Origin of the sequence: Streptomyces flaveus (assembly GCF_014647675.1) — a bacterium.
GTDB lineage: Bacteria > Actinomycetota > Actinomycetes > Streptomycetales > Streptomycetaceae > Streptomyces > Streptomyces flaveus.
Map to the genome: position 1 here is coordinate 238,947 of NZ_BMPQ01000005.1, position 11,853 is coordinate 250,799.

The 11,853-nt window shown below is 67.6% G+C and carries 13 protein-coding genes; 3 read left to right on the forward strand and 10 right to left on the reverse strand.

Features of this window, described 5'->3' with window-relative positions; translation table 11 throughout:
- Positions 1-55 precede the first annotated feature (55 nt).
- The 3 genes from IEZ21_RS13020 to IEZ21_RS13030 form a co-directional block, all read right to left on the reverse strand.
- Positions 56-385, reverse strand: coding sequence for a rhodanese-like domain-containing protein (locus tag IEZ21_RS13020; protein ID WP_189322269.1), 330 nt, complete (start codon positions 383-385; stop codon positions 56-58).
- Between the two features lie 111 nt (positions 386-496).
- Positions 497-1,435 carry a J domain-containing protein gene (locus tag IEZ21_RS13025; protein ID WP_189322040.1) on the reverse strand — a complete coding sequence of 313 codons (939 nt, stop codon included), beginning with the start codon at positions 1,433-1,435 and terminating at the stop codon, positions 497-499.
- Between the two features lie 172 nt (positions 1,436-1,607).
- Positions 1,608-3,041, reverse strand: a complete 1,434-nt coding sequence (locus tag IEZ21_RS13030) for a DUF2252 domain-containing protein (protein ID WP_189322041.1) — start codon at positions 3,039-3,041, stop codon at positions 1,608-1,610.
- A 455-nt stretch (positions 3,042-3,496) separates the two neighbouring features.
- Between IEZ21_RS13030 and IEZ21_RS13035 the strand changes: the two genes are divergently transcribed.
- Both IEZ21_RS13035 and IEZ21_RS13040 read left to right on the forward strand, forming a co-directional pair.
- Positions 3,497-4,156, forward strand: a complete 660-nt coding sequence (locus IEZ21_RS13035; protein ID WP_189322042.1) for a hypothetical protein — start codon at positions 3,497-3,499, stop codon at positions 4,154-4,156.
- Positions 4,157-4,228: 72 nt separating this feature from the next.
- Entirely contained in the window at positions 4,229-5,332 is a 1,104-nt protein-coding gene (locus IEZ21_RS13040; protein ID WP_189322043.1) for a helix-turn-helix domain-containing protein, read from the forward strand.
- A gap of 50 nt (positions 5,333-5,382) precedes the next feature.
- Here the strand turns inward: IEZ21_RS13040 and IEZ21_RS13045 are convergent, their stop codons facing one another.
- Positions 5,383-6,039 (reverse strand): hypothetical protein, encoded by a 657-nt coding sequence (locus IEZ21_RS13045; protein ID WP_189322044.1) that lies wholly within the window; start codon positions 6,037-6,039, stop codon positions 5,383-5,385.
- 630 nt (positions 6,040-6,669) lie between these two features.
- Here IEZ21_RS13045 and IEZ21_RS13050 point away from each other — a divergent pair.
- Positions 6,670-6,861: a hypothetical protein gene (locus tag IEZ21_RS13050; RefSeq protein WP_189322045.1), complete on the forward strand. Its 192-nt coding sequence runs from the start codon at positions 6,670-6,672 to the stop codon at positions 6,859-6,861.
- 54 nt (positions 6,862-6,915) lie between these two features.
- On the opposite strand, the gene IEZ21_RS13055 is transcribed toward IEZ21_RS13050, so the two are convergent.
- From IEZ21_RS13055 to IEZ21_RS13080, 6 genes are all read right to left on the reverse strand, one after another.
- Positions 6,916-8,190 carry an ATP-binding protein gene (locus IEZ21_RS13055; RefSeq protein ID WP_246567662.1) on the reverse strand — a complete coding sequence of 425 codons (1,275 nt, stop codon included), beginning with the start codon at positions 8,188-8,190 and terminating at the stop codon, positions 6,916-6,918.
- Between the two features lie 373 nt (positions 8,191-8,563).
- Positions 8,564-9,262, reverse strand: coding sequence for an FG-GAP-like repeat-containing protein (locus tag IEZ21_RS13060; protein ID WP_189322046.1), 699 nt, complete (start codon positions 9,260-9,262; stop codon positions 8,564-8,566).
- A gap of 29 nt (positions 9,263-9,291) precedes the next feature.
- The gene (locus tag IEZ21_RS13065; RefSeq protein ID WP_189322047.1) at positions 9,292-9,663 is read right to left on the reverse strand and encodes a hypothetical protein; all 372 of its coding nucleotides are present in this window, start codon (positions 9,661-9,663) and stop codon (positions 9,292-9,294) included.
- Between the two features lie 131 nt (positions 9,664-9,794).
- A complete protein-coding gene (locus IEZ21_RS13070) occupies positions 9,795-10,640 on the reverse strand; it encodes a DUF817 domain-containing protein (RefSeq protein WP_189322048.1) in 846 nt (281 codons plus the stop codon).
- Positions 10,641-10,813: 173 nt separating this feature from the next.
- Positions 10,814-11,275 (reverse strand): hypothetical protein, encoded by a 462-nt coding sequence (locus IEZ21_RS13075; RefSeq protein ID WP_189322049.1) that lies wholly within the window; start codon positions 11,273-11,275, stop codon positions 10,814-10,816.
- 89 nt (positions 11,276-11,364) lie between these two features.
- Positions 11,365-11,817, reverse strand: coding sequence for an NUDIX hydrolase (locus IEZ21_RS13080; protein ID WP_189322050.1), 453 nt, complete (start codon positions 11,815-11,817; stop codon positions 11,365-11,367).
- Positions 11,818-11,853 lie beyond the last annotated feature (36 nt).

Sequence of the window (11,853 nt, forward strand, 5' to 3'; positions counted from 1 at the left end):
GGCGCGACCAGCCACAACGCACCCGCAGCTTCAAACCGCCTCACCCAGCGGAGCGCTAAAGCACGAAGCCCGGCTGACCCTTGTCGTCGACCACGGGGCGGCCGGTGGCTGCCCAGACCTGCATACCGCCGTCGACGTTCACCGCGTCGATGCCCTGCTGGACGAGGTACATCGCAACCTGCGCGGAACGGCTGCCCGAGCGGCAGATCACATGGATCCTGCCGTCCTGCGGCGCCGTCTCGGTCAACTCGCCGTAGCGCGCCACGAATTCACTGATGGGGATGTGCAGCGCCCCCGCCGCGTGACCGGCCTGCCACTCGTCGTCCTCCCGGACGTCCAGCAGAAAGGCTCCGTCCGCGAGATCTCCGACCTCGACCGTGGGCACACCAGCTCCGAAATGCATACTCCCGACGCTACCCGACCCATCCACCACCTGCGTCCGGGGTGCCTCACGGGGAGCCGCGCCCCTGTGAAGCCAACCGGCAGCCCGGTGAAGCTAGCCGAGCAACTCCGCCAGCTCCGCCTCGCGCTCACTCACCTGCGTCAGCAGCTGCTCGGCGATCTCCTCCAGCAGCCGGTCAGGATCGTCCGGGGCGAGCTTGAGCATCGCGCCGATCGCGCCCTCCTCCAGATCACGGGCGACGAGGCTGAGCAGTTCCTTGCGCTGGGCGAGCCATTCGAGGCGAACGTAGAGCTCCTCGCTGCGGCTCGGACGCCATTCCTCGGGTACGGGCCCGGCGGCCCACTCCTCGGACAGCTCCTGGAGCAGGACCTCGTCTCCGCGGGCATACGCGGCGTTGACCCGGGCGATGAACTCGTCGCGCCGCCGGCGCTCGGCGTCGTCCTGCGCCAGGTCGGGGTGCGCCTTGCGGACCAGTTCGCGGTAGAGCTTGCGGGCCTCGTCGCTCGGGCGCACGCGCTGCGGTGGCCGTACCGGCTGCTCGGTCAGCATGGCAGAGGCTTCCGGGGACAGCCCGTCCGAGTCGAGCCAGCCATGGAACAGCTCCTCGACCCCCGGCATCGGCATGACCCTGGCTCGCGCCTCCTGCGCCTTGCGCGTGTCCTCCGGGTCGCCGGTGCGGGCGGCCCGGGCCTCGGCGATCTGCGCGTCCAGTTCGTCGAGCCGCGCGTACATCGGCCCGAGCCTCTGGTGGTGCAACCGGGAGAAGTTCTCCACCTCGACGCGGAAGGTCTCCACCGCGATCTCGTACTCGATCAACGCCTGCTCAGCCGCACGCACGGCCCGCTCCAACCGCTCCTCCGGCCGCGCCTGCTGCTCTCCGGAATCCTCGCTGGTGGAATCCTCGCCGACCGGTGCTTCGTCCCCAGCCGTCACCTCGTCCCCGGCCGACGGGACATCATCCGCCGACGGCTCCGGAGACGTCTCCTCAACAGGCGGCTCGGGCTGGGACTGCTCAGCTTCCGGGGTCATCACCCACCCAGCCTAGGTCACGAGCCGACCGCCCACCGGAGCACCCGTGCACGGGGTCCTGAGCTGCCCGGCTTGTCAAAGGCCTTGGTCTGCTGCGCAAGTGGGTGTGGGAATTCCCGGTCCGCCGGCCAGGCCCGAGGGGGGGCTCCCCCTCCCCCCCGCCCCCACCTCAAGCTCAGACCCCCAACTCCCCCACGACTCTCCCCGCCCGCACAGCCCTCACCAACTCCGCATGGTCCGCCTCGGTGCGGTCCGCGTAGGCCACCGAGAAGGACGCGATCGCCTCGTCCAGTTCCTCGCTCTTGCCGCAGTAGCCCGCGATCAGTCGGGGATCGGCGCTGTGGGCATGGGCGCGGGCCAGCAGGGCACCTGTCATGCGGGCGTAATCGTCTATCTGGTCGGCGGCCAGGGCCGCAGGGTCGACGCTGCCCTTGCGGTTACGGAACTGGCGTACCTGGAAAGGCCGCCCGTCCACCGAGGTCCAGCCGAGCAGGATGTCGCTCACCACCTGCATGCGCTTCTGGCCGAGGACGACACGACGGCCCTCGTGCTCGACCTCCGGCACCGTCAGGCCCGCCGTGCTCAGGTGCGGCAGCAGGGCGGAGGGGCGGGTCTCCTTCACCTGGAGGACGAGAGCTTCGTCCCGGTGGTCCAGCAGGAGCACCACGTACGAGCGCAGGCCCACGCTTCCCGTGCCGACCACTCGGAACGCGACGTCGTGCACCGCGTACCGCGCGAGGAGCGGGAGGCGGTCCTCGGAGAGCGTGGTCAGGTACTCCTCCAGCGACGCCGCCACCCCGGCGGCCTCCGCGTCGGGTATGCGCCGCAGCACCGGCGGCGCATCGACGAAGCGGCGCCCACCGCCCTCGACCGGCTCCGTCGACTTCGCGGCGAAGCGGCCACTGGTGTTGGCCCGCGCCTTCTCCGAGACCCGTTCCAGGGTGCCCAGCAGGTCGTGGGCGTCGGTGTGCGAGACCAGTTCCTCATCGGCGATGGCGTTCCAGGCGTCCAGGACCGGGAGTTTGGCAAGCAGCCGCATGGTGCGCCGGTAGGAGCCGGTCGCGTAGTGCGCCGCCTTGCGGCAGGTGTCCTCGTCCGCTCCCGCCTCCCGGCCCGCGAGGACCAGCGAGGTAGCGAGCCGTTTGAGGTCCCACTCCCAGGGCCCGTGCACCGTCTCGTCGAAGTCGTTCAGGTCGATGACGAGGCCGCCGCGCGCGTCCGCGTAGAGGCCGAAGTTCGCGGCGTGCGCGTCACCGCAGATCTGCGCGCCGATGCCCGTCATGGGCGTACGCGCCAGGTCGTACGCCATGAGTCCGGCCGAACCGCGCAGGAAGGCGAAGGGGGTGGCCGCCATCCTTCCGACCCGTATCGCCGTGAGGTCGGGGATGCGGCCGCGGTTGGACTCCTCAACGGCGGTCACGGCACCGGGACGGCCACCGTCCCCGCCGAGAGAGCCATGCGCGGCTCGCGGCACCCGCTCCCGCAACGCCTTGCCCTCTTCCTTGGGCAACCCCTGCGCCGGCCACTGCGCGAACCCGCGCACCCCGGCACCCCTGGCCCGTCCCGCCTGCTCAGTCCGTGCCGCCACCGCGCCACCGCTCTCGCTCATTCCGACCGCCTCCCCCGTGCACGAACATCAACTCGCCACGACGGTACAGCCGGGCACCGACCCGTGTGAGTCCCTGTGGACAACTCCACGTCTGTGGAAAACACCAGGTATTCCCTGTGATTGTCCTCACCCGAGACGCCCTGGCGCGACCCGGGACGAGCCCGAGGCGACCCGGGCCCACTCAGCCCCGACCCCGGACAACGCGAAAGCCCCGCAGGTCCAAGACCTGCGGGGCTTCATCTGTGGGGAACCGACGGAATGGGCTGGTCAGCGAATGCTCAAGGGCTGCAGAGATCGTTTCCCATGCTCTCCGAGATCGTTTCCCACCGCGCAGATCAGCCAGTGCGTCTCGCTGCCCGCCGCTACCGATCAGGCGCGCATGACCATTCTTATAAATCTGCCACCGCACATGCGGTACCGTCCTTATAAGATCGCGTCGCGAACCCGGAGGTTACATGGCCGCCCAACCCCTTGCTGCCCCCAAACCCGATGACGTCCACGCGCAGCTTGCCGCCGTCGGCACCAAGGTGGAGTACCTGCATCCGGCGCTGCGTGCTGGCGAAGCTGCGCGGCGCGGGGCCACCCTGAACCATCCGGCCAACACCCCCGGGACCAGGGCGTATCAAGAGCACGTCCGGATCATCAGGGAGATGCACATCCGGAAGGAAGGGTGGAAGCGACTTCTCCATGACCATCTGGAGCTGGTCTGCAACGCAGACAAGACCATCGCCATCGGGGTCATGGTCGGGGATGCCGCGACAGGTAATCGGGAACTGCACCCCACGAACCTGCACAAACGAGGCGCTGCCACTGAGCGTGCCGCAGAGCAGAACGCTCAGCTTGAGCTCTTCTCGGCGCCGGTGGCGCGGAACGAAGTCCGCCTCAGCCCGGAGGAGTCCGAGCAACTTCAGATCTGGTTCCTGGTGGCATACCGCGTCCAGGTCGGTGACGCCGTGCACATACACAGCGAGCTCTCCCTGCCCGACAAGGTCGAGCGGGGATATGTGGTGAAGTGGAAGAAGCGCATCCCTCTTCCCGTCCTGGAAATGGACGGAATCGAACGCCTGGACGAAGATGGCCCCGACGAGATCGACATCCCTGTCGAGTTTCGTTGATCCACCGTCCTTGTGCGGCATTGGACTTCTGGTGCCGCACACTGCACCACCTACAACCGAGGCAGTCTCACCATGGTGACTCCATCACGCATCACGCTGGCACGAAAGCGTCGGGGACTCACCCTCGCGGAGCTTTCGCAGCGGGCGGATGTCTCCCTGCAGAGCCTGTCCAATTACGAGACCGGGCGCACCGAGCCTCGCCGCGACACCGTCAGGCGCCTGGCTCAGTCCCTCGATTTTCCCGAAACCTTCTTCAGCGGGCCAGAACTCGACGAGTTGCCCGCCGAGGGGATCTCGTGGCGTGCTCGGACCAAGACGCCCGCGCGCACGCTGGAGGCAGCCCGTGCTGCGGGAACCCTCGCAGCTCAGCTCTACGACTGGATCGACCGGCACTTCCGGCTTCCGGGCCCAGACATCCCGTCACTTGGCAAGCCTGATCCGGAAACCGCCGCGGAGATGGTTCGAACCCGTTGGGGCCTCGGCAACGCTCCGGCGCCCAACATGGTCCATGTGCTTGAAGCCCATGGCGTACGGGTCTTCTCGCTCGCCCCCGATTACGCGGAGGTGGATGCCTTCGCGGTGTGGCGGGGGACGGTGCCGTTCGTGTTCCTCAACACCTTGAAGTCCGTCGAGCGTGGCCGATTCGATGCGGCACACGAACTCGGTCATCTGGTGATGCACGGATCAGATCGGCAGTGCTCGGGACCAGAGGCTGAGCGTCAGGCGAACGACTTTGCCAGCGCCTTCCTGATGCCGGCCGCAAGCGTGCTCGGGCACATGCCCGCCGGGGCGCACGTCGACCAGATCATCAAGGGCAAGAGCATCTGGAAGGTCTCCGCCATGGCGCTGACATACCGGATGCACGACCTTGATCTCCTGACCGACTGGCAGTACCGCTCCACCTGTGCCGAACTGAGTAAGCGGGGATACCGGACGGATGAGCCGCAAGGGATGAAGAAGAGGGAGACCTCCCAGGTGTTGACTAAGGTCTTCCAAGGGCTCCGCTCGACCGGTGTTCGCCCCAGCGCCGTCGCCGACGAACTCGGCCTTACCGTCGACGAGATGAACAAGATGCTCTTTGGCCTGACTATCACCTCGGTCGAAGGCGGCGGGGAGCGCGTAGGTACTAGTCCCCGGCGCGCGCTCACGCTCGTAACGGAAGGGCCTTCCGCCTGAGCGCACTCCCCGAGTGATGCCCTGCTTGAAAGTGGGCGCGGCCTGCGAGATCAGCGCAAACGCCGCTCGATCGCTGAACGAATCTTCGGTACGGCCTGCTCGTTGAAGCCCTCGCGTCGGAGCTCGAAACGGTGGAGCTTCGGCATGGTTCCTTCGTTGTACCCGGTCAGCCGGCTGTCCTCGAGGTGCCGGTTGGGGTCTTCTTCCACATCGACCAGACCGAATCGGTTCAGCATCCGGTGCGCCTCGTACGCGTCCTTGCCAACGCCGAACTGCCGGAGCCGGATGTCACTCGCAACGAATACCGGCTGGGCACCGAACCGTGCATGCAGCCAGGCGAGCATCAGTAGGAAGCCGATCTCAGTGTCTTCGAGCAGGTGAATCCATCCGTTGAGGAACAGCCCTGCTGGCAGCCACGGGAGGTGCTCCTGGTCGGACGGCACCATGTAGCGGTCAGGATTGTCGCCGCCCCCGTACGGAGCGCCACGCTCGTGGAGAAGCTGGAACCCTTCGTACTTCCCTCTGCCCTTGTTCCGGTTGGGCAGATGGACGAGTTGAAACGCGTCTCCTGACAGCCGGTCGAGCGCGCTGTGCAACTGGCGCACCTTTTTGTCTCGCACGGTGACGTAGTTCCTGTCGCCCTTGCGGCTCAGCTGCGAAGGCGTAGCGATCAAGTCGACCCAGCTCACTGTGTCGACGTTGTTCAAGGGCAGGGTGTTGCCCGGGTACGTGCCCGGAGTTCGTGACTGGACCACGAACAACGCTGTGAGATACGCCTTCAGCGCGATTCCGCGCGGGGACGGCAGGCGAGTAGCCGGCGGACGGTCCTGCTGCGGCGGAAGACGCCTGTCCGACGGGTCCCCAGCGAGTTCGGCGGGCTCAGCACGGAACATGAACTCGGACCGGACACGCAACAGTTTCCCGGTCTCGATCTCGGCGAACTTCTCGCATGCCCTGCCTACCTCGTCCTCGCTCTTCTCGAGCTTCGTACGACGGGCTTCGTATCGCTTGCGCTCGCCCTCAGACACCGGCAGAAGGTCAGCGAAAACAATCATGAAACGAGTTTCCCCTTCTTATTCTGAACGTCTTGATCCGCCAGTGAACACGTTCAATTTGATTAACCGTTAGCTGTCACTGGCGGATCAAGACGCACTCCCAGTGTACTCGCGCTCCCCACCTCGACACAGGCATGCTCAGGAATGTGCCACCAAGCAGGCGGCACCGAGCAGTAGCGCGGGCACGGTGACCGCAGGCATGCGGATGGCCCCCGGGGACCAGCCGAGGGCCACTCATCCGGCGCTTCGCCCCTCAGTGGACAACAAGAAGGAGATACGCCTTTGACGAGCGTACGTAACAGTGGCAATTCGCACGAGCCCGAGCCTCAGCCGGAGCGGCTTTCGCTCCGCTGGGCTGTGATCATCGCGGTCGCAGCGGTGGCGGCCGTCGCCGTGTCGGCAGCGGGTGGCCTCCCGGCCGCGATCGGGACCTTCCTCGCGGTGGCTGGGGGCATGCACATCATGGTGGCCTGAGAGTTCGAACGGCCACGCTTTGAACGCGAGCCGCGAGCCGCGAGCCTCTGGCGGTCATTGAAAAGGGGCGTCGCCCCTGACCGTCTGGCTCGCCTCGTCCGCGGGTGTCCGCGGGAGAGTGATGGTGACGACGGCGCCGCCCTCGGGCGGGTTGTGCCAGCTCAGGCGGGCCCCGATCACTCCGGCCTGTCCGGTGGCGATGGCCAGGCCCAGGCCGAGGCCGCCGTTGCCGCCCGTTCGGAACCGCTGAGGGCCGTGGACGATCAGCTCGGGCGGGAAGCCGGGGCCGTGGTCGCGGACCCGCAGTTCGGGGCCGTCGACCTCCACCAACACCGGCTCCGCGCCGTGCCGCAGCGCGTTGGTGACCAGGTTCGTGAGGACACGATCGAGACGACGCGGGTCCGTCTCCCGCACGGTGCCGTGGATGACCTCCACTGCCACCGCCGCCTGCGGCCGGTCCGCCCGCACGCCCGCGACCACGCGCCGGGCGAGCGCGGCGAGTTCCACCTCCCGCGGCTCGGCACGCTCGCCCCCGTTGTCGATCCGGGCCACCTCCAGGACGTCCTCCATCAGATCCCGCAGCCGTACAGCGCGCTCGCGGACCATCTCGGCCGGACGGTCGTCCCCCGGGAGCAGACTCGACGCGGTCAGCAGTCCCGCGATCGGAGTGCGCAGCTCGTGCGCGATGTTCGCCGTCACGGCGCGTTCGGCCTCGATCCGGGCGGCGAGGGCCTGCGCCATCGCGTTGACAGCTGCGGAGAGCTGGGCGATCTCGTCCCGCCCGCGCTCGGGCAGTCGGGCATCCAGCTCCCCGTCCTTGATCCGGTCGGCCTGGCGGGTGGACCGCCGGAGCCGGCGGACCATCGCGGCCGCCAGTCCCAAGCCCACGATGCTCGCGCCGAGCGCGCCGACGACGGCAGCGCTCCGGGTGGCGTGTTCCAGGTCCTCGAAAAGGGTCTGGGGAAAATGGCGGCGGAAGGCCAGCAGTTGGCCCTCTTCACCGAGGCCCGCGGCCCAGACGGTGGTTCCCGACGCATCCGCTTCCAGATAGGTGACCGACCTGGCCCCTCCGGGTCCAACGGCGCGCCGCAGGTCCTCCGGCACCTTCACCGGGTCGACTTCGAGACCGGCCGTGACCTGGCCCTCGGAGGCCCGGTAGTGCCGTGCGGCCTCCTGGTACTCGGCGAGGACGCTGTCACGGCGGTCGCCCTGGACGATCCCCGGAACGAACGTGCCGGTCAGCGTTGCCGACACAGCGGCCGTCGCGGCGATCGTCATCCCGATCTTGAAACGCAGGCCGATCCGCAGACCCCGTAAACGTGTGCCCACACGCATACCCCCACGTGCCCTCCGCATCGGCATCAGCTTGAACCGCTCGCAGGACCGTACGACGCCCGCGGAGCGGGCCAAACGCAGACGGCGCAGACAGCGAAGGCTGGCACGGCAGTAGGAAACTCCATGAGCTTCACCCTCACACCCCGCGCCATTCCGACTCCAGCGGGGCGAAACGACCGTTGCCCAATTGTCGACCAACGGAACGCGGCGAGCCCTGCCGACCGGGCGCGAGAAGTTGCCCGTCAGCCCCGGCCGAGGTCCTTGATCTTGATGAAGCGGCGGTCCGTCGTCGATGGGCCGTCCTGCGTTCCGCGTAGAATCCAATAACCGCCGTCCCTGAGCGGCTTGGAGACGCCAACCGTCCCGATCAGCAGCTCATCGCGCCTGTCGGTGTCGAGGTCGGCCAGGTGCAGGTCCCATCCGAAGTGGTCGTCGTACCCCCCTGGGAGGCGGTCGAGGCCGATCGCGGATCGGTCGATCGTGATGTTGCGGGATGTACGGGATGCGCTGAGGCCGTTCTTGCCGCCGAGTAGCACCGCCACCCCGGAGGCCTTGCCCAGGGATAGGCGGCGATGTCGTCGCGACCGTCGCCGTTGCTGTCGCCGACTGCGACGGCGACCCCCATCCGCAGCCCGAGCCCGCCGGAGCCGGGCCTGCCCCGGCCCGGGCCTTCGTCGCTGCCGTAGACGGCGATGGGCTCATCGTCGTCGTGCCGGGCGAGGATGTCGTCGCGGCCGTCGCCGTCGAAGTCCCCGGCGGCGACAGGGGTGGCGCCGCCGGTGATGCCGAGTACGTCTCCGGCGGGCTTCAGCCCCTTGGCCGTACCCCGGTAGAACGCAGCGTCGAGGACGTCGTCCGGCATGTCCTCCTCGAAGCGCACGTCCTCCTCGTCGTACTCGGCCTTGGTCACCAGATCGTCCTGACCGTCGCCGTCGAAGCCACCGACGACGGTGTCGGCTATGGACGCCCAGCCACCGTGGCCCACGTCGAGGGTCGAGGTGGTGCGGGGCGCGCCGCCGTCGCGGTTCAGCGGGCCGTGCAGGACGGTGGCGTGCTGCGGCTTCATGTCGTACCCGTCGCCCGGTTCGGCGAGGGTCAGCAGGTCGAGGGCGCCGTCGCCGTCAAAGTCCCTGCGGCGGTGGCCGGCAGGACGTTGGCAGGCAGCTTGGTGGCGCCCGCGGGGCCGTCGGGGCCGCCCCAGATGACGTGCTGCTCGGCGCCGCGCAACACCGCATTGCGCACAACGACATCGGCGTGGCCGTCGTCGTCCAAGTCCCCGGTGAACTGCGTCGATTGGTCGTTGGCGAACGGATAAGGGGTGCGCGCGGGATCGGGCTTGACGTAGCGGCCCGTGAGGCGGGCGGCCGAGCCCGGCTCCGTACCGCCGGGTGCAGCGAAGACAACAAATCGGTTGTTATGCCACCAACCCCCGGCCTTCAGTTCCATGTCCCAGTTGTTGACGACCAAGTCGGCGTACCCGTCGCCATTGACGTCGTCCTGCTGGACCCGGTCGCCGTCCCGTTCGACGGGGGACGGGGACGGTGGCCCACCAGCGGTCGACGGTGGTAGTGGGCGTGGCGACCTCGAGGATGCCGGAATCATGGTTCAGGACGATCGTCTCGATTGATCCGGACGCCCGGCCTCGGTGGCGTGCCGCTGACGCTGTCCTTGTGGGACCGGCCAACCGCCGCCAGGACGAAGGTGATGCTGATCAGCAAGGCCCAAGCCCCGAACTTGTCCACTGCGACCGGCTGCCAGCCATCAAGCTGGTACGGGTAGCGCCAGGCGCCCACGTAGGTGGCCAGGTTCTCCGCCACCCACAGGAAGAAACCGATCAGCACGAACGAGAACGCCAGCGGCATCCGTCGGCGTACACCGCGCACCGTATAACGCACCGAGGTGCCCGCCGTGACCGCCAGAAGCAGTCCGGCCAGCAGCCAGCGCACATCGGGCAGCCAGTGGTGGCTGAAGAAGTTGACGTAAATCGCCGCGGCCACGACTGCTGTCGCCTGCGGGCGATAGCGGACCAGCTCCAGGTCGAACAGGTGCCAGGCCCGGCACACGTAGCTGCCAACAGCCGCGTAGAGGAAACCTCCATACAGCGGGACGCCCGCGAACTTCAGCACGGCAGGCTCCGGATAGCTCCAGGAGCCGAGGGACACCTTCACCAGCTCGAAAGCCAGGCCGATGACGTGGCAGACGGCGATGACAGCGATATCCCGGCCGTTTTCCCAGCCACGCAGCCAAAAAAGCAGGGTGAGCAGGGCGCCGTAGGCAACGAGCAGGTCATAACGCGCCACAGGCAGATGGGGCAGCACGGTGGACGCTGCGACCCCGGACAGTAGCGCGATGGCGAAAGAGCAGGCCCGGATGTGTATCCAGGCGAAATCGCGCAGTTGACGAACCGATACAGCCAGGGGGCCGTTGATTCTATTGGTGGACATGGTGCCCTGGAGGATGAACTCTTGCCCGTTCAGGTTGCTGCATCGAGGACCGGACCGGCGGGGCGGACTTCCTACAGGGCGCCATCGGCTCGTCCCTCGCGGACGTATCGCGATCATCGGTACGGTTCATGGCGGGTCGGACCCCACGATGTTCTCGACCTTGGCGTGGACTCTCACCCCTCGATCCGCCGCGCCGCCGCCCCGGTGACCTCCTCGGGGCTGTAGGTGCGCAGCAGTTCGTTCAGCGAGCATTCCAGCTGTGCTCGGCGCGTGGAACGGTCGCGGGCCAGTGCTTGCGCGATCGCTTGTTGCACGTACTCCTCCGGAGTCTTGCGCTCGGCCGCAGCGAGCCTCTGGATCCGCTCGTAGACTTCCTCACCCATGGGAATGCTCATGAGGTACTTGCCGTCAGGGCCCGGAAAGAGGCTGCAGAGTACGTCGATAGGGAGCGCGTCTTCCAACCGTTTCCAGATCTTTCTCATGGCCCGGCGTTCGTTATTGGCGGGCACAAGGACCACGAGCCGTTTCCGGTCGTCGGCAGCCCCCATGAGCAGGGCGCTTTCCTGCTGTGCGGCCTTGAGTTCGGCGGCTTCAATGGAGCGGGTCAGGGTGATCTCGATGGCGTACACGGTCACTGCTTGTTCTCCTGTTGTGGGTTCGGGCGGACGAGATGCTGGGCGCCGCCGGTTTCACGGCACCCGGGGCCAAGATCGGTGTCGGGCCCTTACTCGAGCGAGATCTCTCCGTCCGGCAGCCATCCGTCCCAGTAGCCGTCCATGAAATCGAGCAGTTCAGCGGGCTCGACCAACGCTCGGGCTGACCGCAACTCGGCAGTCGTCCACCAGCGGGCTTCCGGGGCGAGCGCGAAGCGGACGGACGGCGGCCAGCTTTCCGCTGCAGGGCGCACCACGACGACGTACTGCACGCCTGCCGGTGCGTCCCTGCGGGAGAGCTGGCCGATGAGAGGCGAGATACGAAGCGCGGGGAGGCGAGTGACGCGACGCAGGTGACGGGTTGCCGCGCGGCGGCTGGTCTCACCGAGGCGCATGGGGACTGTCGGTAGCGTCCAACGGATTTCTCGGTCGAGCACGGACGGGATCAGGAGGAGCAGGCGCTTCGGGGAATCGATGACAACGGGACGTACTACGTCGCGGCCATCCGAGTGGGCATCGTCCATGCCTCACCCTTTCCGTGGTGCTATTCGAATAACACC